Origin of the sequence: Bacillus cereus group sp. MS39 (assembly GCF_040448665.1) — a bacterium.
Taxonomy (GTDB): Bacteria; Bacillota; Bacilli; order Bacillales; family Bacillaceae_G; genus Bacillus_A; species Bacillus_A wiedmannii.
This window is the reverse complement of sequence record NZ_CP123058.1, coordinates 688,002-708,204: the sequence shown is the minus strand read 5'-3', so window position 1 is coordinate 708,204 and position 20,203 is coordinate 688,002. Positions and strand designations below refer to the sequence as shown.

Here is a 20,203-nt window from a genome sequence, read left to right as displayed (position 1 = left end):
TTATGAATCACCTCCTGCTGAAAGCAATTCATTAATAATTCTTTTCACTTCATGTCTTTCACCCGATAACACGAGCATATCACCAGCTTCAATAATAGAGTCTGGACCTGGATTAAAGAATTTCTTCATATTCTTTTTCAAAATAGCAATAATCGTTACGTTATACGTTTTTCTGACATGTAAGCTACCAATTGTTTTTTGTACGACTGGTGCGTTATTTTCCACCTTAAACCATTCAATTGATAATCCTTCAAAAGCCATCTCAATTGTGTCTAACGCTTGTGGTCTGTATACCATTCCGCCTAATATAGCTGCAATTTGTCTCGCCTCAGAATCACGAAGAGAAATGCTTGAAATACTTTCATCATGATCCGCATCAAAATGATACATTTCTCTTCGTCCATCATCATGAATAACGATAACCATTTTTTCATTACCTTTTGTAATTACTTCAAACTTACATCCAATGCCCGGTAATTCACTCTCTCTAATATTCATATTCCCGCCTCCTAAAGTTTTTAGTTACGGCTTTTACAAATCTACATCAATCTCTGTTTTAAATTCTTCATCTTTTGAGATTCCCAAATACTTTAATGTCTCTGAAGGTGTCGCGTGATGAAAATGTTTTTGCAATAGCGCAATCGCTATCCCTCTTTTGTATGCATGAAATCCAAATGTTTTTCTCATTGAGTTCGTTCCGATTTTACCAACAACCCCAACTGCTTCAGCAGCATTATGAATTACACGATACGCTTGTTGACGCGTAATTGAATTTGTCGTTTTATTAGATTGAAATACGTAGTTTTCTCTTTTCACATTAATAGATTGTACGTACTCTAAAAGTGCTTCTTTTACTTTTGTATTTAAATAAATATCTTGTTTAAACTTTTCATCCTTCACAGGAAGAGAATAAAACTCTTTAACAGTTCCATCTTCATTTAATACCTCTTCAAATTTCATACTAAGTAACTCAGTAATCTTTAATCCTGTGTTAATTCCAATAACAAATAAAAGATAATCTCGCTGCGAGTGCTCTTTTAAATACTTTTTCATAGCCTCAATTTGGCTTATATCTTTTAATGCCTCTACAACTTCCATACATGTATTCTCCTCATCTTATGAACGGTAATTTTCTCATCATGTTGTCCATTTTACCTTATCATGCTATGGGATTTCCATGTATTATCCATTATTTTTCAATATACTTTTCGGTCCGAAAATTTTTCATTTGGAAATTGATAATTGTGCAAATACAGTGGGGTAGGCAAAATAGGGGATACAAGTTCAGCCTCTTTCTACAGATCGGATTCCTCCTTTCATTATCCAGCTGCTTCTACTTTTATATTATGTTACTTATTTATATTATATTATATATTTCAGTAACATTAAAGTGTTTTTTCTGAAAATAATAAAAACCGAGCAGTTTCGCTCGGTTTTTTATTAATCTTCTTTCGGAAGAACAATTCCTTTATACAATTGAACGGTAATGAAGTAATAAATTGCATAAATCATTACGAAGATAACAATCGGTACCCAAATACGGAAGTACGGATCAAGTAAAATAAATCCGAAAATATTCATACCAACTAATACGTGAGCAATACCTACAATTGCTGGGAATAAGAATACTAAGAATAACTCTTTATAAATTGATTTTGTTAATAATTCACGGCGCACCCCAATTTTACGAAGCATTTGATAACGCGTAATATCTTTTGATGCACCAGAAAGAATTTTGAACATTAAACAACTTGCCATCATTGCTAAGAAAGCAATTCCAAGGAAGAATCCCATAAACACTGTTCCGCTCGCAACGCCGTAGAACATGTCGTAAGATTGATATTTACTGTTCATTCTTTCAGCTGTTACATTTTTATATTTATCTAGTTGCAACTCGTCAAGTTTTTTCCATTCTTTTGTATATGTTAAGAAATCATCTGTTTTTCCGATAAATGCTATACCTTCTTTACCATTTATCTCATCGTACATTTTTTGATCTACAATTTTAATTGCATGATCTTCGTGTAGATAATACGGATGAATTGTGCTAAAAGCATCTACCCATTCTTCTGGAAGTTCTTTAGCGTTCGCATCTTTTTCATTCATTTCTCTAAAAACTGCGCCTACTGGTAGTTCCTGTGAAGCCTTCTTCGTATTCACTAAATCCTTCATCGACTTTATATTTGTCATATCTTTTACTAAAGGACGATTTTTCTCCAAATCCTCTTTTACATAATAAACGTATTTATCATCAACTTTGTAACGATATTCGCTTTTCTCTTTAAATGTAATACCGTCTAAAATTTTCTTTTCTTCAGCTGTTGGATTATGAACTACTGAATCATAGATTATTAAACCATCAACCATTTTTATAACGTTATTTTTAAACGCCATACCACCTGAAATTGCACCAGCTCCAAGAGCAACTAACATCGCTACTGTCGCAAGCACCTTTGTTAAGCTATTAATACGGAAGTTTAATTGTGCAAATGTAAAAGCGTTAAGCCCTTTTTCACTACGCTTTTTATTACTTTTTAACTTTTTAATAATAACTGGAAGAAGTGATCCAAATAGCATGTAAGTACCAGCTGTTGTTGTAATTAATGCGATAAGAATTCCCATTTCTCTTAGTTTTTCCATGTAAATCATTGATGCATAGCCCATTCCTAATAAAATAACCGCAAGGAATGCGACTAAACCTGTCATTTTTCCTTTTACCGCAACACGTTCTGTTTGTGCATCTGCATGTACAAGTTGCAGTACAGAAATACGTGATAACTTAATACTATTCATAATTGCTGATAATACAAATAGTGCAAAGAAGAAGATACAAGTAACAGTCATAGATGGCAGATAAAATGCTTTATAACCTTCACCTGCAAATTCTAATTGTTTCATTAATAACTGACCGATACCTTCTGCAAGTCCTACCCCAACTATAATACCAATCGCAAGAGACGCAGCACCTAATACGATTGTTTCAATAAACATAAGTAATGTAACTTTATGCTTTTTTGCTCCTAACATCATATACATACCAAACTCTTTTTGGCGAAGAGATAATAAGAAAGAGTTCGCATATAAAATATAGAAGAACGTTATAATGGCTAGTAAAAATGAACCTGCTTGGAATACGAATCCAATTTGACCAATAGTAGAATTCTCCTTAAGGAAGGCTTCGTTTAACGCTAACGTTTGAAACATATAAAAAATTGAAATCGACATGACAAGACCGACAAGTAAGACGATGTAATCTTTTAGCTTACTCTTTAGCCCTGACATGGAAAGTTTGAATAACATGCTCTAGACCTCCTTCCTTACGCTTTTTGTGTACCTAAATCTGCAAGTACATCTAAAATTTCTTTATAAAACTCTTCACGCGTACCACCACGGTGAATTTCTTTATATAGCTCACCATCTTGAATGAATAAAATACGCTGACAGTAACTTGCACTGTAAGGATCATGTGTAACCATCATAATGGATACGCCTTGATCTTTATTTAAGTTTGTCATCGCATCAAGTAAACTCGTCGCATTTTTAGAATCAAGAGCTCCTGTTGGCTCGTCCCCTAAAATAATTGCCGGCTCATGTACTAGTGCGCGAGCTGCTGCTGAACGTTGTTTCTGTCCACCAGATACTTCAGATGGATACTTTTGAAGAATTTCTGTAATCCCTAACATATCCGCTACTTTTTCTACTTTCGGTCCAATATTACGTGATGGAACACCTTGAAGAGAAAGTGGAAGTGCAATGTTTTCATAAATAGATAAGTTTTCTAATAAGTTAAAGTCTTGGAAGATGAATCCTAATTTTTGCGAGCGGAAATCAGAAAGCTCACCTTGCTTCATTTTCGTAATATCTGTTCCTGCAATTTCAACAACGCCGCCTGTTGCTTTATCTAACGTTGAAATTACATTTAATAATGTCGTTTTACCAGAACCAGATGGTCCCATAATTCCGACAAACTCACCCTCTTGAATCGAGAATGACACACCTTTTAACGCATGCGATTGGTTCTCACCTTTTTTACCGTACACTTTTTGAACGTTTTTTACGTCTACAACTGGTTTCGTCATATATATCCTCCTACGCTTGTTTTTCCATTACCTATTTTGCGCCTTTTGGAAGGGAACTGCTATTTGTTAACATTACATTTACCTTACACTTTTGTAATATAAAAAAGATGCGTGTGTAAGGTTCGTTGGTAAATGAAATTGTATTAGCGATTCGACAAGTAATATCGACTTACCGAAAAAGATGACAATAAAAAATAGGCTGTTCCACAAAAGAAACAGCCCACTTCTCTCTTTATTTCTTTAAAGGTGTTACCGTCCAATACGTAATAACACGCCAAATCCATTCTAGTGGACCCATTTTAAAGATTTTCATCCAAATCACACTAAACACAATTTGAATTGCGTAAATTGCGATACATACATATAACGTCTGCATGTACGTTAAGTTTTCTGCAAAGTTAAAGACACTTCCTGCGATTAAAATCATTGCAGTTTGTCCGATATAATTTGTTAACGCCATACGTCCATAATATTTTAGTGGCGCTAAAAATGTTTGAACTGGTTTTAGTTGAAGTAATAAAATTAATGCTCCCACATAGAAAGCTGAAATGATTGGTCCAACTGTAATACCAATTTTTAAAAATTGGCTTGCAGCATCCATTGTTCCATCTTCGTTCTCCATTATCCCATTTACAAATGGTTCAGCAGGAACGTGCCCATATTGATACCATACAGCTACGACACTTAAAACAAACATAATACCTGTAAAAATAGCGACTTTCTTTATATTTTGCGTAAGATTTTCAAATACACGATATTGTCCTGCAGCCAGCCCTAATAAAATTAAGCCGAGTGGTAATAGTTCTTTAACACCCATTATGCTAAAGGCAATTGTTAAAATAAGGCCTATAACTAGGTTCACTTCTTTTTTCGCTTTATAAAACGGTAAAACAAGTAACCCGCAAATTGCGTATAACGCTAGTGCTTCTCCAGGCTGAAACATTTGATGAATCAAACCGAAAATAAATAGTGCAACTAAGCGGCGGAAAAATAAAACATACCCATTTTTCCCTTTCGCAATTGCTCTAGAGATAAAGATATAGAATCCCACTCCAAATAAGGATGAGAAGATTGAGAAGAAACGACCTTCTACAAATAAGTATAAAAATCTTTGATAGCTAGCATCCACTGTATTAGGATCTGGAATTTTAATGTTAAGTAGTGCGAGAATATTTACTAAAATAATCCCCAGTAGTGCAAAGCCACGAATGTAATCTAACTCATCAATTCGTTTGTTTGTAATATTGTTCCCCATAAAGCAACTCCTTGTATAAAGTGAAACTTTAATCAGTGGGGGTTTTGTCCATCCCCCACTGATTATTAGTTGAACCAATCGGACTTTTATGGACAGTTGATCCCCACCTAACTTCTTTGCTTTCGCTGAATTTTGAGGTGGGGGTCTTACTGCCCATTAAAGCGGGATAAAATTTAATCCTTCCTTACTCTACTGGAGAAAACGGCTCGCAACTATCGACAAACCTTACAGAAATCTTATATTATTGTAATATAATAAAATAAAACCAGGTCATATTGCGACCTGGTCTACTCTGATTGCTTCGATCTTTGAGGTTGTCCCTTTTTACTGTTACGCTGTTTCACTTGAACAACTGGATCAAGCTCATTCGAAAACTCAGCGTTATGTCCATTTTGCGTTTTTTGCTCTGGGTTATTTTGATCTGAACGTTTCGCCATTACATTCACTCCTTATTAGCGCGGTGTAATAATCATTTGATGTTGCAATTGGCGAATTGCCATACGTGCTCTATTTAATTGCTCACGTTGCTCATCATTCGCATGTTGCTGCATCGTTTGTAAATCGTTATATGCTTGTTCTAATTGTAATTGCGCATCTGAATACTCCATCGTATTGTAATGCTCTTGTCTCATACCTTGGTCTAATTGTTCTTTCGCATATTCCACCGCTTGTTCCGCTTGTGTAATATACGATTCAAGTGATTGACGCTCTGCCATAATTGTCCCTCCTTGCTTCAATTCCCCTTTAGTGTGTCCCTTCCATATGAACCTTATGAGTATGTTATAATGGATTTTGTTTCATTTTGACTCGGCTTAGGAGGGAAAGTAATGAAGGTTCAAAACCCTTTTCCATATACAAACGACAATAAACGTTATCACACATGGAATTACCATTTACGAAATGAATTTGGTGAAAAAATCTTTAAAGTTTCATTAGACGCTGGCTTCGATTGTCCGAACCGTGACGGTACAGTTGCTTATGGCGGGTGTACATTTTGCAGTGCTGCTGGATCTGGTGACTTCGCTGGCGATCGCCGCGATGATGTTATAACGCAATATCATGAAATGAAAGAAAAAATGCGCTCAAAGTGGAAAGATGGAAAATGTATCGCTTATTTTCAGGCTTATACAAATACACATGCACCACTTGAAGTGTTAAAAGAAAAATTCGAACCGCTTCTAGCAGAAAAAGACGTTGTCGGTCTTTCTATTGCGACTCGTCCAGATTGTTTACCAGACGATGTCGTTGAATATTTAGCGGACTTAAATAAACGCACGTACCTTTGGGTTGAGCTCGGACTACAAACTGTTCATGAACGAACTGCAAATCTTATTAATCGTGCTCACGATTATCCTTCTTACGTTGAAGGCGTAAATAAATTACGTAAACATGGCATTCGAGTTTGCTCTCATATTATTAACGGTCTTCCTCTTGAAGATTACGACATGATGATGGAAACAGCTCGTGAAGTAGCGAAACTTGACGTACAAGGAATTAAAATCCACTTACTTCACTTATTAAAAGGAACGCCAATGGTGAAGCAATATGAAAAAGGACAATTAGAATTCCTTTCTCTTGAAGATTACGTAAGTCTCGTTGTTGACCAACTTGAAATTATTCCAGAAGACGTAATTGTGCACCGCATCACAGGTGACGGTCCACCTGATTTAATGATTGGCCCAATGTGGAGCTTAAATAAATGGGAAGTATTAAATTCCATCGATGCAGAATTTGTACGCCGCGGAAGCTGGCAAGGAAAATATGCAAATGAGGAGAAACAAAAATGAAATTAGAACGTGTATTACCGTTTGCTCGCTCACTTCTGCAAACGGCAGTAAAAGAAGGCGATTACGCTGTAGATGCAACTTTAGGAAACGGTCATGACACTTGCTTCCTAGCTGAAATCGTTGGAGATAACGGAAAAGTATTTGGATTTGATATTCAAAAAGAGGCAATTGAAAGCTCAACAACTCGTCTAAAAGAAAAAGAACTTTTCGAACGTACTGTTTTAATTCATGATAGCCACGATACACTTCTATCCGTATTACCAGAAGATGCAAAAGGAAAAGTAACAGGCGCAATTTTTAACTTAGGTTACCTTCCTGGCGGAGATAAGCATATCGTTACAAAACCGAACTCAACAATCTCAGCGATTGAGCAATTATTAGAAGTAATGGCGCCTGAAGGTATCATCGTCCTTGTCATTTACCACGGACATCCAGAAGGACAAGTAGAACGCGACGCTGTACTTACATTTGCAGAAGAACTAGACCAAAAACAAGCACACGTACTGCGATACGGCTTCATTAACCAACAAAATAACCCGCCATTTATTGTGGCGATTGAGAAACGATAAAGTGAAACTTTAATCAGCGGGTTTTCCTGCCTGGTAAATAGCGGGATAATTATATCAACGATTTTTCAATTATATCTATCGTAATGCCGGATATATCAACGATTTTTCAGATATATCGATAATTCGACAAAACATACCAAAAAAAGACGTGCACTCATTGCACGTCTTTTTGTTATTCTCCTATATAATGGATATATACAATATTTGAAGAAAGAAGGATAGAACTTTGCTAGTAGAACTAAGGGGAATTCAAAAGAAGTATGGCAAATCACTTATACTAGACAACATTGATTTATCCATTCCAGAAGGAGGAGCGCTCGCTATTATTGGCGGGAACGGGACTGGAAAAAGTACGCTACTCAAAATAATTGCAGGATTTATTTCACCTACGGCAGGGACACTTCAAAGAAAAGAACATATACAAATCGGCTATGTACCTGAACATTTTCCTGAAGGGATTCGTTTTACATTAGAAGATTATTTATATCATCTCGGCCACATCCACGGTTTATCAACAAAATATTTAAAAGATAAAATTCCGATGCTTCTTGAATCTTTTCATTTACATCATGCAAGACATTCTGTTGTACGAAACTTTTCAAAAGGTATGAAACAAAAAACAGGCATCTTACAAGCATTACTTACAGATGTCCATTTATTAATTTTAGACGAACCTCTTTCTGGGCTCGATCCTAACTCTCAACAAGAACTAGAACACATTTTACTCTCATTGAAACAACAAGGCATATCTATACTCTTCACATGTCACGAAAAACAACTACTAGAAAACTTCGCCGATAGAATTGTGACGTTAGCAAATCATACAATCGCAGAAGATACCGCTTTACAAAAAGGGGCAGAACAAGTCTATATTGAAGCAATCGTTCACGAAACATTTTCAGCGATAGAACTACGGAAACAATTAGGATTTATACACGTTGTACACAATTCAAATCAAAACCTTATTCAATTACAAATCGAAAAAGAATATACAAACGAAATGCTTCAGTTTTTATTACATAAAAAAGCATCTATCACACTGCTACAACCTAACTTTTAAATCGAAAGAAGGTTTATTATGTTCGCGCTTATTCGTTACCATTTTCTCGACTATACAAAATCGTATAAGTACGTCCCTCCTATTGCGATGTACTTTGTGAGCTTACTTTTTGTATATACATATAAACCGACTCCTATTGTACCGACATACTTAGAAACAGCACTCGCCCTTTATTTATTATCTGCCTGGATTACGGTCACAATTTTTCATACTGAAGATCCTGTACAAGAACAAATTACTATTTCTCACACAAATAATATTTCTGCACTATATGTTGGTAAATATATTACGGCTCTTCTCATTTGTACTGTGTTATCTTTTATATCCGTAATCTATCCCATTATTTTGCAAATGTTTAATGAAGAAATGACAGTTTCTTTATTTTTAGTCGGATTTCTCGCTCATATGTCTTTCTCTATACTAGGAATTTCAATCGCAACATTATTTACTAGAAATATAATTCAAAAAGCAGGCACTGCTTGGCTTAGCCTTACATTTATATTGCTTATAACGATTGCATCTATCCAATTTAAAAAAGAGTTACTATGGTTTTTACCACCTATCGAAAGCTTTCTAATGCTTGGACAATACAAATATAATATACTGACTCACACACTATGGCTCACAGCTTGGGCTATCGTATATTCATTTTTATTATTTACCTTATTCCTTTTTATCGTTCGCAAAAAACGTTTTTAATTACATATTAAAGGAGACAAACCAATGATCGGAATACTAGCAGGAATGGGGCCAAAATCAACTGGACCATTCGTCGATACAGTTGTAGCAAAGTGTCAAACAATATACGGAGCAAAACATGATATGGACTTTCCTCATATGATGATTTATTCGTGTCCAACACCGTTTTATATGGATCGCCCTATTGATCACGAAGCAATGAAAAAAGCAATTATTGAAGGGGCACAAAAACTTGAAAGTACTGGCGTAAGCTTTATCGCTATGCCGTGCAATACAGCGCATCTTTATTTTGAGGAATTACAACGTTCTATTTCTATTCCTATTTTGAATATAGTCGACGAGACGTTACAAGCTATTCCTGAAACTGCAAAAAAAGTCGCTCTTCTCGCAACGGAAGCGACTGTTCAAGCTGGAATTTATCAAGACGGGATTGCAAAACGGAATATAGGATACATTCATCATGAAAAATGGCAGGAAATGATTAATCACATTATTACTTATATTAAAAACGGAGAAGTTGAAGTAGCTCGCCAATTATGGAGTGCGCTCGTTGTACAGTTGAAAGATGAAGTAGATACCGCAATTATTGCATGTACCGATTTGAATGTGGTGGCGATTGAGGATTTTGTTGATTCCTCTCAATGTCTTGCTGAAGCGGTTGTTAGAATGTATGTAGAAAATATAAGGAGGTCCCAATGAATATACCTTTTGAAATGGGATACACATTTGACGAAAACCTTAGAGAAGAACCTTTATCCCTTGCTGAAATGAAGCAAGGGATTGTGTTTTTGAAAGAGCATTTACAGGAAGGATCGTTATATGGAAAAAACTGCGGATTAATCGGTGTTTATGAACGAATCGCTGGCAACCTTCCTGAAAGTAAGTATTACTTACAGGAAGCAATTGCATATTATACAAATTTAAATAATGAAGAAGGACTCTTTGTTAACAAACTACGTCTCGCACACACATACCATTGGGAACAAAATTTCCATACGGCAAATACACTATTTACCGAACTTCAACATATGTTGCCGAACGTTCCTACTTATAAAGACTTCTTCTACCAACATTACGGAAAAAGTAAATTAGATGAGGGTGACTTCCACACCGCCCTTACTTATTTTCAAAAGGCACTTCAAATTAGGCTACAAAAAGGAAATGAAGAGCTAATTCATTCAACTAAGCTTTGCATTGCGTATTGTATGTCTCGCCGATAAAATCTTCCCTAAAAACTTTTAACTTTCTTCACAATTCTTTCAAAGTAATCACACTTAATCTCGCTATATTAAATAAGTAGTTATTCATATAGGGAAGGTTAGGGGAACTGAAAGTATGAAAGTAAATCGTTCGCTTCATTACATTTTTTGGCGTTGGCATTTTTACGCTGGTCTTTTTATTACGCCGCTTCTTATTACTTTGTCACTGAGCGGAATTGGGTATTTATTTCGAGAAGAAGTTGAAGATTTCATCTATAAAGATTTATATTTTGGGAAGAGCGCCCAAACAGAATCTATTTCGATGTCTGATTCGCTTTCCTTAACAGAGAAAAAGTATCCACACTATAGTGTGGCGAAAATTAGTGAGTTTAATGGGGATTATAATACGAGACTTACGATTGCAAATGAATATACTGGGCAACAAAAATATGTGTATTTAGATAGCAATAATCAAATTGTTGGGGATCAAAATGCAAGTGAAACGTTTGCGAATATAATGAGGGAATTACATAGTTCTCTTTTAGTTGGTGGTACTGTCGTTAACTATATTGTAGAACTTGCGGCGTGCTGGACAATCTTTTTAATTGTAACCGGATTGTATATGAGTATACGCCAGTTCAAAAACACATCAGCATCCAATAAACGAGAAAAGGCAAAACGACGTCATTCTATTATCGGTATTATATTTACAATTCCTCTCATTTTGTTAGTCGCATCTGGATTGCCGTGGTCAGGGTTTATGGGTAACCAAATTTATAAAATCGCATCGTCGAATGAATCGCTCGGGTATCCGAAATTGTATATGGCACCGCCTGAATCAAAGGTAAAAGAATTGCCGTGGGCAACAAGAAAGGAAGCTCCTCCTGAATCAAATTCAAATGAGCCAAAAGCAATTTCAGTTGATACATTACAAAAAGGAATTGAAATACAGAAGCCATATGTAATCTCACTACCGGCTGATCCGAAAGGTGTATTCACCGTTTCGAAATCGAGCGGTTCTGGTATTACGGGTATGCATGTCGCACCAAATGAAGAAATAACAGCTTACTTTGATCAATATAGCGGTGAACTCATTTCAAAAACGGACTATCGTGATTATGGATTATTTGCACAATGGTTCACTTACGGTATCCCGCTTCATGAAGGTCATTTATTCGGATGGCCAAATAAAATATTATGCTTACTAACGACATTATCTTTATTACTTCTCATTTATTACGGAATAAAAATGTGGTTAGCAAGAAAGCCGAAAGGAAAATTAGCAGCACCTCCAAAACAAAGAGATAAGAAAAGTATATTTGTTTTCTTTATCATGATGGTTATACTAGGCGCTGTCATGCCTTTATTCGGACTATCTGTGTTAGTTATTTTTGCGATTGAACTTCTTATATATGTATTTTCAAAAATACGGTCATAATGAAAAAGCATTTGTACTCCCGTGTACAAATGCTTTTTTATTTACTATTTTCTTTTTTTCTACCACTTATTAAAAAGACAATATCTACTATAATAATCAATGCAATGATAACTTGAGCTACATAATCCATCGTTGTCGGACCGCCAGCTTTATTCATCATCATATACATTCCAGTTATAAATGAAATGGAAAGTAGCACGAGTAATGTTACTTCAATATTGTCATATAGCTTTTGAAACAATCGCTTCATTTCCATCACCACCTTTACCATATTATAACAAAAAAACCACTCTACATGAGTGGTTTTCTTCATCACTGCGCCATTTTCTTTCGGTACATCTTCCCGTTCCAATAGAAGAATCGTGAAGTGAGGCCTCCGTATTTTACAATGCGCCGTGCCATTTTGTTCATATTCTTTTGCGCTGATACTTTTTGGTCTGATAAGTAAATACCAAGTAACCCTCGGCTTATGAGACGATGAAACTTCGCATGAGGCAAATCACCAATGCTCTTCTCTGCTTCTTCTACAAAATGTTTCATACGATCTAATATAGCTTGCTCATTTTCATAATAACTACAGAAATTCAAATCTCCGCCTATACGGTCTTCTTCTTGATCGATGAAATAATCAAGTAAAATGTGAAGTCCTTGTACGTAAGGGAAATATCCTTGTCTAATTTTCGCAATATCTTCATCATGTAATTCATCATGAAAGGCATATGCTACAAGACAGAAGATTCCAAGCGTAGAACCAGCACATGCTGAAAATTCGAACCAACTCATCTCTGGTAAGTTTTCTTTATGTGCTTCAAACCATGTTTGTAAGCGTGGTTCTCTTTCTTCTAACTTCACGTGTTTATGAATTTGCAAATCACAATAATAACAAGCAAGTTCATGAAGAACAGGAGCAATTTTGTCATAGTGCTTCGTTTTCTTTAAAACATCTTGGCATGTTTCAACAAGTTCATCTAAATAGCCACCATCATCTTGATCATCACGATAACGATAATAATTACCGCCACCTTCTACTTCAGGTGATAAAGCCATTAACATGGACTCATGCAGCGCGGCAAAATCATTTGGATCAAGTGATGTACTGCGATCACATAAGTTATCTAAATAATCGCTAATCGTTTGATACGCTACGATAAAACGAATACATTCCTCTCGGTGTTCATTTGCTAATAGCGCTAAAATGCCACCGCCCTCGCAATGAAACGTTTTATTCTCAATACTTGCGATTGCCTGACTATGAAGCTCGTCATTCGGAATATGGTAGGCACGCTCTTTCCACATCGCTAGCTCATGGTGTACAACCGGAAACACATCACGGTATACTTTCGCCATGAGCGTTATGGGATTACTCGGTACGTTCACTTCTTCCTTCATCTCCTCTATTCAATGTACAAATAATTTACTTATTTGTTTCTATTATGTTATTGATGTGTATTTCAGTAAATGACTGAATATAATTCAAAATTTCATCACGCTCATACTCATTTAATAACTCATGATAACAATTCGGCCATTCTTTAAAAGCCTTATCACTTATTTTAACATTATCAAACCAAGTACGGACACGTATTTTATCTACAAGTTTATCCTCACAAGCTTGCATTAGCAAGAGTGGAACGTCTGGAAAATCGCCTATTTTTTTATGCGCAATTTCGATAGACTTAATCAATTCACTATACCAACGTACTGATACTTTGCGCAAGAACAATGAATCATTCTCCATCGCATCCCGAACTTCATGATTACGAGTTGACATTTCTACTGTAAGATTCGTTGCAAATTGCAATTTTGGAGCAATAACATTTAATATTTTTGAGACAGCTTGAAGCGGTGCAGAAGGTCCAGTCACTACCCCTAAGCAGGGTGAACTTAAAATAATGCCGTCTACATCTTCTCTCTTCGTTTCTTGCATCATACGAATGACAATAAGACCACCCATACTATGACCAAATAGAAAGATAGGTAACCTATACTTTCTTGCCTCTTTCACCCATAATTTAACTTCCTCTATGTATTCATCAAATGAATCAATATGTCCTCTATTTCTTGAAGTCGTTCCATGTGACGGAAGGTCCCCCATCACGACGTGGTAGCCGATATGATTCCACATTTCCGCAACGGCTTCATAACGTCCGTGATATTCCATTGCGCCGTGCACGATAACAACGACAGCTTTCGCTTCCTCTGCTTCATAATTCCACATACGGCTCTCCTCCATTTCACTCTTTCTCATAATTTGATACACTAAAACTAGTCTCTAGGAAAGGAAGGCTTTACATGATATATCCTTACAAAGAAAAAAATCCGAAAATTGCGAGTAGTGCTTTTATCGCTGACTACGTAACCATTACAGGTGATGTGACAATTGGCGAAGAAGCAAGTATTTGGTTTAATACAGTCATACGCGGCGATGTATCACCAACAATCATCGGAGACCGAGTAAATGTACAGGACCAATGTACACTTCACCAAAGCCCACAGTACCCTCTTATTTTAGAAGATGATGTGACAGTTGGGCATCAAGTTATTTTACATAGCTGCCATATAAAAAAGGATGCTTTAATTGGAATGGGCTCTATTATATTGGATGGTGCTGAAATTGGCGAAGGAGCCTTTATCGGTGCTGGAAGCCTAGTTTCACAAGGAAAGAAAATTCCACCAAACACGTTAGCATTCGGTCGCCCAGCTAAAGTCGTTCGTGAGTTAACAGAGGAAGACCGTAAAGACATGGAGCGAATTCGCACACAATATGTTGAAAAAGGTCAATATTATAAATCACTACAAAAGTGATTTTACCGCTGCCATAATACTGGCAGCTTTTTTATAAAAAAACTAACTTTTTCTTTACAAAACATTATTACTCCCTCAATAAAATCTTATTAAAATAAAAGCTAATATCTCCATATATATGTAAACGAGGGAGGAGAATTTTCATGAAGGTCAGTGGACTGTATAAAATAGAATGTTACATTTTCAAAGGAATTAACCGATACTTTGATCAAAAAACGTTAAATATCTTTTTCAGCAATATTACTCATATCGGTGGCGCGACTTTCTCCATTGCACTCACACTGTTCTTTTTAATTTTCGCAAAGGGAACTTTGCACCAAGCTGCAATCGCAACTGCTATTTCGTTAGCAATTAGCCATATTCCTGTGCAAATATTAAAAAGATGGTATCCGCGAAAACGTCCTTATTTAACAATTCAGGATGCAAAATATCCAGTCCATCCATTAAAAGACCACTCTTTCCCGTCTGGTCATACAACAGCCGTTTTCTCTGTCTTTATTCCATTTATTTGCTATAATCCAAACTTATTTGTTTTTCTATTACCGTTAGCATTATGCGTTGGTATTTCTCGCATTTATTTAGGGCTTCACTATCCGTCTGATGTATTCGTCGGTATGTGCCTCGGCACTTGCTCTGGCATCATCTCTTTTTATCAATTCATCCCACTTTTCACATAAAGGAGTGATATGATGAGAGTCGCCATTTTTACCGATACTTTTACGCCACAAGTCAACGGGGTTGCGAAAACATTAGAACGATTAACACGTTACTTTCAGAAAGAAAAGATCGCCTATTCTGTTTTCGCCCCTCAGCATACAGCTGAAGATAATTTCGTAGCGAATGTGAATAAGATGAGAAGTATCCCGTTAACAATATTATATCCAGAATGTCGTTTTTCTTTTCCTACTCCGCGCATTAAACGTGAACTTCTTTCCTTTCAACCTGACATTATTCACATTGCCACACCTTTCAACATGGGACTTTGTGGATTGTATTATGCAAAAAAGTTAAACATCCCAGTTGTCGGTTCTTATCATACTGATTTCGATGCTTATTTACGCTACTACAAAATTGAATTTCTCTCTAATATGCTTTGGAACTATTTAAAGTGGTTTCATAGTCATATGCAAAAAAATTTCGTTCCATCCCCTGAAACATTACATCAATTAAAAAATAAAGGCTTTCAGGCCCTCTCTATTTGGGGACGGGGTGTAGATTGCACACTCTTTCATCCAACTTACAATACAGACCTATTCCGAAAAAAATATAATATTACAGCGAAGTATGTCCTTTCCTATGTTGGACGAATTGCTCCTGAAAAAGATATTGATACGTTGCAAAATCTTATCGTTAAATTAGCACATACTCGAAACGATATTCATTGGCTTATAGCAGGAGACGGTCCCCTAGCAACAAGTCTTCGTGAAGCTGTTCCGAAAACAAATGTCACGTTTACTGGATATTTACAAGGCGAGGATTTAGCTGAAGCATATGCTTGTTCTAACATCATGGTATTTCCATCAGCTACTGAAACATTCGGAAATGTTGTACTTGAATCACTTGCATGCGGCACACCTGTCATTGGTGCAAATAGTGGCGGGGTTAAAAACATCATTACAGATGGAAAAACGGGAGTTCTTTGTCCGCCCAAAAATGATGATTCATTTCTATCATCCATTTATTCTTTATTGCAAAATGAAGAAAAACTTGAGCAGATGGGAATAGCAGCTTCATCTTATGCGAAATCAAAAAGCTGGGATGAGATCTTTCGTGGCTTACTTAACCAATATGAAGAAGTCCTTCAGCATAACGCATCAGAGTTGCTTGCTTAAATAGAAAAACTCCCTTCAAAACGAAGGGAGTTTATTACACAGTTGTAAAATTTACTTAAATGAATGATACACAAGGTTAAATATCATATTATTTCTATATTCATTATAGCAAAAACAAACATAAACAAACAGACTTGTAATAAAAACCCATAAAAATTAATATATGGTTATACACTATTTTAACTGTATGATGATTTTAAGAATTCCCCTTAAAATCAACTTACTCACATACCTTTATACAGGAATTGTTCCCCAATTTCTGTATATCAAAAAAACCTTTCATTCATTTGAAAGGTCTTTTTGAGCCTGCACATATTCTTCTTTCGTATTTACATTTATAAACCAATCCGCATTCGCTTGTACATCTTCACCAGCAACATATTTCACATTGCATTGTGATAAAAGTTGGCCCATACTTCTTTTTTCTTCTTGAAGCAAAGCATAAATCTTTTCTTTCACACGGTTATGATATGCTGCAAGTAACGGTTGTTTTCTTCCATTAATAATAGGTACAACCGCATCATATTCATTGCTCGTTTGCTCTAATAAAATGGTAAACCATTCATGCGAAACATTTGGCGCATCGCAAGGCATAATAGCATACCAGTCTGCTTCTATGTATTCCATACCTGATACAATCCCAGCAAGTGGTCCGTTTCCTTTGTAGTGCGGAATATCTTCTATAACAGGAACTTGTACGAATTGCTCTACTCGCTCTTTTATATCGGGGTGACTAATGACTACAACTTCTTGCAAAGTACTTGTCATCACTTTCACAATATGCTCAACGAAAGTAGTCCCCTTCCAAATTGCTAACGCTTTCGGCTCACCGAATCTACTCGACATACCGCCTGCTAATACAATTCCAGCATATTTACTCATTGGCGATGCAGCTCAAATGTAATATGACCTAATTCCGGCAAAATTAATTTATTCATCGCAAGGCGAACTGCTCCGCTAGACCCTGGCATTGAAAAGACAACTTTGCGCCCAATTGTACCGCCAATTGCTCTACTTAACATAGCGCTGCTTCCGATATCTTCTAAATAACTAATCATGCGGAACAACTCACCAAACCCGACAATTTCTTTATCTAATAACGCTGATACTGCTTCAATCGTCACATCACGCTTCGTAATACCAGTTCCGCCATTTGTTAACACAACATCAACATCTTCTCTATGATAACCAGCTAACACTGCTTGCTGAATACTTTCTTTATCATCTTTTACAATTTCATAAGAGGTCACTGTATGCCCTGCCTCTTTTAACAATTCATGTAATAGTTGTCCACTCTTATCTGTCTCTTCCGTACGTGTATCGGAAATCGTCACGATTTTGCAGCGCACTTCTTTTGGCGCTTGTTTTTTATGTTCAGTTACGCTCATTTTTTATCTTTCCTTTCATTTTCTTGTAAAATTATGTATGAAGCAAAGAATTCAACATGATACAATATAAGTATATTTATCCATATAAAGGATCTTTACATGATTCAAAATATAAAACGATACGTAACCATTATACCATTCCTAATTATATTATCCCTTTTTCAATGTATCGCTTACGAATTCGATATTAACTTTTTAAAATTGCATGTACTTTTGCCTGATGGTGGTATTCGTTACTATTTGACTAGCACATTAATTCCTCTCACACTTGCCTATATAATAGATTTTATTTTTAAACGTTCTATCTCTAAATAAGGAGGTCTACATATTATGGAACTTTATAAAAAATTAACAACAACATTTATCCTCTTATTTGTCGCTTCAATCACTGTCGGCTTTTCCTTAAAAAGCGCAATCCCATACGCTACATTAGTAAGTATTATATTCGCAACACTATTTTTACTCAGCAGTGCCTTTTGCGCGGGTAAAGCACGTCAAATGAAAGGTTGATTACATATGTTCCAGAAGAAACCAATCCTTTGTAAATCATGTGAAAAAGAAATACAAACGTATGAAAAAGCATGGATTCATATGCCCTTTCCAGCAAGTGGTATGACTAATATGAAAAAGTATATTGAGCTAGACGGCGAAGTGTATTGTAGCTCATGCATTCAAATTAGAAGTAAAACAAAATAAAAAAAGCTTTGCGCTCACCGCGCAAAGCTTTTTTTCATATATTATAGACCAGCTTGCTCTTTTAAAGCTGCAGCTTTGTCTGTACGTTCCCATGTTAGGTCTACATCAGTACGTCCGAAGTGGCCGTAAGCTGCTGTTTGTTTGTAAATTGGGCGACGTAAGTCTAGCATTTTAATAATACCAGCTGGGCGAAGATCGAAGTTGTTACGAACTAGTTCTACTAGTACGTCTTCAGATACTTTACCAGTCCCGAATGTATCAACTGAAATTGATACTGGTTGCGCTACACCAATTGCGTATGCAAGTTGTACTTCTGCTTTGTCAGCAAGACCAGCTGCTACGATGTTTTTCGCAACATAACGAGCTGCATATGCTGCAGAACGGTCAACTTTCGTTGCATCTTTACCAGAGAATGCACCGCCACCGTGGCGAGCGTATCCACCGTAAGTATCAACGATGATTTTACGTCCTGTTAAACCAGCATCACCTTGTGGTCCACCAATTACGAAGCGGCCAGTTGGGTTAATGAAGAATTTCGTTTCTCCATCCATTAATTCTGCTGGAACTACAGCTTTAATTACATGCTCTTTTAAATCGCGATCGATTTCTTCCCATGTAACATCTGGATGATGCTGTGTAGAAATTACGATTGTATCTACACGTACAGGTTTACCATTTTCATCATACTCAACTGTAACTTGCGTTTTTCCATCCGGACGTAAGTATGATAATGTGTCATCTTTACGTACTTCAGTTAAACGGCGAGCTAATTTGTGAGCAAGCGAGATTGGAAGTGGCATTAATTCTTGTGTTTCATTACATGCGAAGCCAAACATTAAACCTTGGTCTCCCGCACCAATTGCCTCAATCTCAGCGTCAGTCATTAGACCTTCGCGTGCTTCTAGCGCTTGGTCAACACCCATAGCGATGTCAGCAGATTGCTCATCGATAGATGTTAAAACTGCACAAGTTTCTGCATCGAATCCGTATTTTGCGCGTGTGTAACCAATGCCTTGAATTGTTTCACGAACGATTTTTGGAATATCTACGTAAGTAGAAGTCGTAATTTCCCCCGCTACCAATACTAAACCAGTTGTTACAGTTGTTTCACAAGCTACACGTGCATTTGCGTCCTTTGATAAGATCGCATCTAAAATTGAATCAGAAATTTGGTCACAAATTTTATCTGGATGTCCTTCAGTTACAGACTCAGATGTGAACAGATGACGTTTTTTTGTCATGTGGTAAACCTCCCTACAGTAATTGTATATATTGTACGGAACTCATCCTTAATTTGCCACAAACTGCGACATACATTTATTCTCCCACACAAGCATACAGAAAAACCTTTCCTACTTTACATAGAGGAAAGGTTTAATTTGCTACTTGCATACTG

The 20,203-nt window shown here is 36.3% G+C and carries 25 protein-coding genes; 12 read left to right on the top strand and 13 right to left on the bottom strand.

Annotated features, from left to right (window positions below):
* The 7 genes from QEP67_RS03650 to QEP67_RS03620 all read right to left on the bottom strand — a co-directional run bounded on the left by QEP67_RS03650 (nucleotide 1) and on the right by QEP67_RS03620 (nucleotide 6,050).
* Complete coding sequence (locus QEP67_RS03650; RefSeq protein ID WP_001026047.1) at nucleotides 1–498, bottom strand: cation:proton antiporter regulatory subunit; 498 nt, start codon at nucleotides 496–498, stop codon at nucleotides 1–3.
* A gap of 33 nt (nucleotides 499–531) precedes the next feature.
* Nucleotides 532–1,098 (bottom strand): tyrosine-type recombinase/integrase, encoded by a 567-nt coding sequence (locus tag QEP67_RS03645; RefSeq protein ID WP_000454223.1) that lies wholly within the window; start codon nucleotides 1,096–1,098, stop codon nucleotides 532–534.
* A gap of 342 nt (nucleotides 1,099–1,440) precedes the next feature.
* Complete coding sequence (locus tag QEP67_RS03640; protein ID WP_064460183.1) at nucleotides 1,441–3,300, bottom strand: ABC transporter permease; 1,860 nt, start codon at nucleotides 3,298–3,300, stop codon at nucleotides 1,441–1,443.
* A 17-nt stretch (nucleotides 3,301–3,317) separates the two neighbouring features.
* Entirely contained in the window at nucleotides 3,318–4,079 is a 762-nt protein-coding gene (locus QEP67_RS03635) for an ABC transporter ATP-binding protein (protein ID WP_000165844.1), read from the bottom strand.
* A 232-nt stretch (nucleotides 4,080–4,311) separates the two neighbouring features.
* Nucleotides 4,312–5,334: a DUF418 domain-containing protein gene (locus QEP67_RS03630; RefSeq protein ID WP_353706521.1), complete on the bottom strand. Its 1,023-nt coding sequence runs from the start codon at nucleotides 5,332–5,334 to the stop codon at nucleotides 4,312–4,314.
* Nucleotides 5,335–5,621: 287 nt separating this feature from the next.
* Nucleotides 5,622–5,771, bottom strand: a complete 150-nt coding sequence (locus tag QEP67_RS03625; RefSeq protein ID WP_001129345.1) for a hypothetical protein — start codon at nucleotides 5,769–5,771, stop codon at nucleotides 5,622–5,624.
* A 15-nt stretch (nucleotides 5,772–5,786) separates the two neighbouring features.
* Nucleotides 5,787–6,050, bottom strand: a complete 264-nt coding sequence (locus QEP67_RS03620) for a YtzC family protein (RefSeq protein WP_000840870.1) — start codon at nucleotides 6,048–6,050, stop codon at nucleotides 5,787–5,789.
* Between the two features lie 111 nt (nucleotides 6,051–6,161).
* Between QEP67_RS03620 and QEP67_RS03615 the strand changes: the two genes are divergently transcribed.
* The 7 genes from QEP67_RS03615 (at nucleotide 6,162) to QEP67_RS03585 (ending at nucleotide 12,086) form a co-directional block, all read left to right on the top strand.
* A complete protein-coding gene (locus QEP67_RS03615) occupies nucleotides 6,162–7,121 on the top strand; it encodes a TIGR01212 family radical SAM protein (RefSeq protein ID WP_000868033.1) in 960 nt (319 codons plus the stop codon).
* Nucleotides 7,118–7,690 (top strand): class I SAM-dependent methyltransferase, encoded by a 573-nt coding sequence (locus QEP67_RS03610; protein WP_000764470.1) that lies wholly within the window; start codon nucleotides 7,118–7,120, stop codon nucleotides 7,688–7,690. The genes QEP67_RS03615 and QEP67_RS03610 overlap by 4 nt, the downstream gene beginning before the upstream one ends.
* Before the next feature lie 226 nt (nucleotides 7,691–7,916).
* Nucleotides 7,917–8,750 (top strand): ABC transporter ATP-binding protein, encoded by an 834-nt coding sequence (locus QEP67_RS03605; RefSeq protein ID WP_000959742.1) that lies wholly within the window; start codon nucleotides 7,917–7,919, stop codon nucleotides 8,748–8,750.
* Between the two features lie 18 nt (nucleotides 8,751–8,768).
* Nucleotides 8,769–9,449 carry a hypothetical protein gene (locus QEP67_RS03600; RefSeq protein WP_000457773.1) on the top strand — a complete coding sequence of 227 codons (681 nt, stop codon included), beginning with the start codon at nucleotides 8,769–8,771 and terminating at the stop codon, nucleotides 9,447–9,449.
* A gap of 24 nt (nucleotides 9,450–9,473) precedes the next feature.
* A complete protein-coding gene (locus QEP67_RS03595; protein ID WP_000579334.1) occupies nucleotides 9,474–10,148 on the top strand; it encodes an amino acid racemase in 675 nt (224 codons plus the stop codon).
* Nucleotides 10,145–10,669, top strand: coding sequence for a hypothetical protein (locus QEP67_RS03590; RefSeq protein WP_001024980.1), 525 nt, complete (start codon nucleotides 10,145–10,147; stop codon nucleotides 10,667–10,669). Before QEP67_RS03595 ends, QEP67_RS03590 begins: the two co-directional genes overlap by 4 nt.
* Nucleotides 10,670–10,784: 115 nt before the next feature.
* The gene (locus QEP67_RS03585; RefSeq protein ID WP_000867839.1) at nucleotides 10,785–12,086 is read left to right on the top strand and encodes a PepSY domain-containing protein; all 1,302 of its coding nucleotides are present in this window, start codon (nucleotides 10,785–10,787) and stop codon (nucleotides 12,084–12,086) included.
* A gap of 37 nt (nucleotides 12,087–12,123) precedes the next feature.
* Here the strand turns inward: QEP67_RS03585 and QEP67_RS03580 are convergent, their stop codons facing one another.
* The 3 genes from QEP67_RS03580 to QEP67_RS03570 are packed head-to-tail and all read right to left on the bottom strand — an operon-like array spanning nucleotide 12,124 to nucleotide 14,304.
* Entirely contained in the window at nucleotides 12,124–12,357 is a 234-nt protein-coding gene (locus QEP67_RS03580) for a hypothetical protein (protein ID WP_074651699.1), read from the bottom strand.
* Between the two features lie 41 nt (nucleotides 12,358–12,398).
* Nucleotides 12,399–13,463 carry a tetraprenyl-beta-curcumene synthase family protein gene (locus QEP67_RS03575; RefSeq protein WP_001102479.1) on the bottom strand — a complete coding sequence of 355 codons (1,065 nt, stop codon included), beginning with the start codon at nucleotides 13,461–13,463 and terminating at the stop codon, nucleotides 12,399–12,401.
* A gap of 37 nt (nucleotides 13,464–13,500) precedes the next feature.
* Nucleotides 13,501–14,304, bottom strand: a complete 804-nt coding sequence (locus QEP67_RS03570) for an alpha/beta hydrolase (protein WP_000267435.1) — start codon at nucleotides 14,302–14,304, stop codon at nucleotides 13,501–13,503.
* 74 nt (nucleotides 14,305–14,378) lie between these two features.
* Between QEP67_RS03570 and QEP67_RS03565 the strand changes: the two genes are divergently transcribed.
* From QEP67_RS03565 to QEP67_RS03555, 3 genes are all read left to right on the top strand, one after another.
* Entirely contained in the window at nucleotides 14,379–14,891 is a 513-nt protein-coding gene (locus tag QEP67_RS03565) for a gamma carbonic anhydrase family protein (RefSeq protein WP_000640210.1), read from the top strand.
* A gap of 143 nt (nucleotides 14,892–15,034) precedes the next feature.
* Nucleotides 15,035–15,568: a phosphatase PAP2 family protein gene (locus QEP67_RS03560; protein WP_000868580.1), complete on the top strand. Its 534-nt coding sequence runs from the start codon at nucleotides 15,035–15,037 to the stop codon at nucleotides 15,566–15,568.
* A 12-nt stretch (nucleotides 15,569–15,580) separates the two neighbouring features.
* Entirely contained in the window at nucleotides 15,581–16,723 is a 1,143-nt protein-coding gene (locus QEP67_RS03555) for a glycosyltransferase family 1 protein (RefSeq protein WP_001261617.1), read from the top strand.
* A 279-nt stretch (nucleotides 16,724–17,002) separates the two neighbouring features.
* Here QEP67_RS03555 and QEP67_RS03550 read toward each other — a convergent pair whose 3' ends face one another.
* Complete coding sequence (locus tag QEP67_RS03550; protein WP_000049599.1) at nucleotides 17,003–17,605, bottom strand: molybdenum cofactor guanylyltransferase; 603 nt, start codon at nucleotides 17,603–17,605, stop codon at nucleotides 17,003–17,005.
* A complete protein-coding gene (locus tag QEP67_RS03545; RefSeq protein ID WP_000117133.1) occupies nucleotides 17,602–18,111 on the bottom strand; it encodes a MogA/MoaB family molybdenum cofactor biosynthesis protein in 510 nt (169 codons plus the stop codon). Before QEP67_RS03545 ends, QEP67_RS03550 begins: the two co-directional genes overlap by 4 nt.
* Nucleotides 18,112–18,441: 330 nt before the next feature.
* Between QEP67_RS03545 and QEP67_RS03540 the strand changes: the two genes are divergently transcribed.
* Both QEP67_RS03540 and QEP67_RS03535 read left to right on the top strand, forming a co-directional pair.
* A complete protein-coding gene (locus tag QEP67_RS03540) occupies nucleotides 18,442–18,621 on the top strand; it encodes a hypothetical protein (protein ID WP_000424811.1) in 180 nt (59 codons plus the stop codon).
* 6 nt (nucleotides 18,622–18,627) lie between these two features.
* Entirely contained in the window at nucleotides 18,628–18,807 is a 180-nt protein-coding gene (locus tag QEP67_RS03535; RefSeq protein WP_000486782.1) for a hypothetical protein, read from the top strand.
* Nucleotides 18,808–18,848: 41 nt separating this feature from the next.
* Here the strand turns inward: QEP67_RS03535 and metK are convergent, their stop codons facing one another.
* On the bottom strand, nucleotides 18,849–20,048 hold the full coding sequence (gene metK, locus QEP67_RS03530) for a methionine adenosyltransferase (RefSeq protein WP_000163113.1): 1,200 nt from the start codon (nucleotides 20,046–20,048) through the stop codon (nucleotides 18,849–18,851).
* Nucleotides 20,049–20,203: the final 155 nt, after the last annotated feature.

Excerpts from the sequence above, each read along its gene's own strand:
- QEP67_RS03650 (WP_001026047.1), bottom strand. The coding sequence starts at position 498 with ATGAATATTAGAGAGAGTGAATTACCGGGCATTGGATGTAAGTTTGAA.
- QEP67_RS03555 (WP_001261617.1), top strand. The coding sequence starts at position 15,581 with ATGAGAGTCGCCATTTTTACCGATACTTTTACGCCACAAGTCAACGGG.
- QEP67_RS03570 (WP_000267435.1), bottom strand. The coding sequence starts at position 14,304 with ATGTGGAATTATGAAGCAGAGGAAGCGAAAGCTGTCGTTGTTATCGTG.
- QEP67_RS03595 (WP_000579334.1), top strand. The coding sequence starts at position 9,474 with ATGATCGGAATACTAGCAGGAATGGGGCCAAAATCAACTGGACCATTC.
- QEP67_RS03535 (WP_000486782.1), top strand. The coding sequence starts at position 18,628 with ATGTTCCAGAAGAAACCAATCCTTTGTAAATCATGTGAAAAAGAAATA.
- QEP67_RS03565 (WP_000640210.1), top strand. The coding sequence starts at position 14,379 with ATGATATATCCTTACAAAGAAAAAAATCCGAAAATTGCGAGTAGTGCT.
- QEP67_RS03620 (WP_000840870.1), bottom strand. The coding sequence starts at position 6,050 with ATGGCAGAGCGTCAATCACTTGAATCGTATATTACACAAGCGGAACAA.
- QEP67_RS03540 (WP_000424811.1), top strand. The coding sequence starts at position 18,442 with ATGGAACTTTATAAAAAATTAACAACAACATTTATCCTCTTATTTGTC.
- QEP67_RS03560 (WP_000868580.1), top strand. The coding sequence starts at position 15,035 with ATGAAGGTCAGTGGACTGTATAAAATAGAATGTTACATTTTCAAAGGA.
- metK (WP_000163113.1), bottom strand. The coding sequence starts at position 20,048 with ATGACAAAAAAACGTCATCTGTTCACATCTGAGTCTGTAACTGAAGGA.
- QEP67_RS03625 (WP_001129345.1), bottom strand. The coding sequence starts at position 5,771 with ATGGCGAAACGTTCAGATCAAAATAACCCAGAGCAAAAAACGCAAAAT.
- QEP67_RS03630 (WP_353706521.1), bottom strand. The coding sequence starts at position 5,334 with ATGGGGAACAATATTACAAACAAACGAATTGATGAGTTAGATTACATT.
- QEP67_RS03545 (WP_000117133.1), bottom strand. The coding sequence starts at position 18,111 with ATGAGCGTAACTGAACATAAAAAACAAGCGCCAAAAGAAGTGCGCTGC.
- QEP67_RS03640 (WP_064460183.1), bottom strand. The coding sequence starts at position 3,300 with ATGTTATTCAAACTTTCCATGTCAGGGCTAAAGAGTAAGCTAAAAGAT.
- QEP67_RS03550 (WP_000049599.1), bottom strand. The coding sequence starts at position 17,605 with ATGAGTAAATATGCTGGAATTGTATTAGCAGGCGGTATGTCGAGTAGA.
- QEP67_RS03610 (WP_000764470.1), top strand. The coding sequence starts at position 7,118 with ATGAAATTAGAACGTGTATTACCGTTTGCTCGCTCACTTCTGCAAACG.
- QEP67_RS03615 (WP_000868033.1), top strand. The coding sequence starts at position 6,162 with ATGAAGGTTCAAAACCCTTTTCCATATACAAACGACAATAAACGTTAT.
- QEP67_RS03645 (WP_000454223.1), bottom strand. The coding sequence starts at position 1,098 with ATGGAAGTTGTAGAGGCATTAAAAGATATAAGCCAAATTGAGGCTATG.
- QEP67_RS03585 (WP_000867839.1), top strand. The coding sequence starts at position 10,785 with ATGAAAGTAAATCGTTCGCTTCATTACATTTTTTGGCGTTGGCATTTT.
- QEP67_RS03580 (WP_074651699.1), bottom strand. The coding sequence starts at position 12,357 with ATGGTAAAGGTGGTGATGGAAATGAAGCGATTGTTTCAAAAGCTATAT.
- QEP67_RS03590 (WP_001024980.1), top strand. The coding sequence starts at position 10,145 with ATGAATATACCTTTTGAAATGGGATACACATTTGACGAAAACCTTAGA.
- QEP67_RS03600 (WP_000457773.1), top strand. The coding sequence starts at position 8,769 with ATGTTCGCGCTTATTCGTTACCATTTTCTCGACTATACAAAATCGTAT.
- QEP67_RS03635 (WP_000165844.1), bottom strand. The coding sequence starts at position 4,079 with ATGACGAAACCAGTTGTAGACGTAAAAAACGTTCAAAAAGTGTACGGT.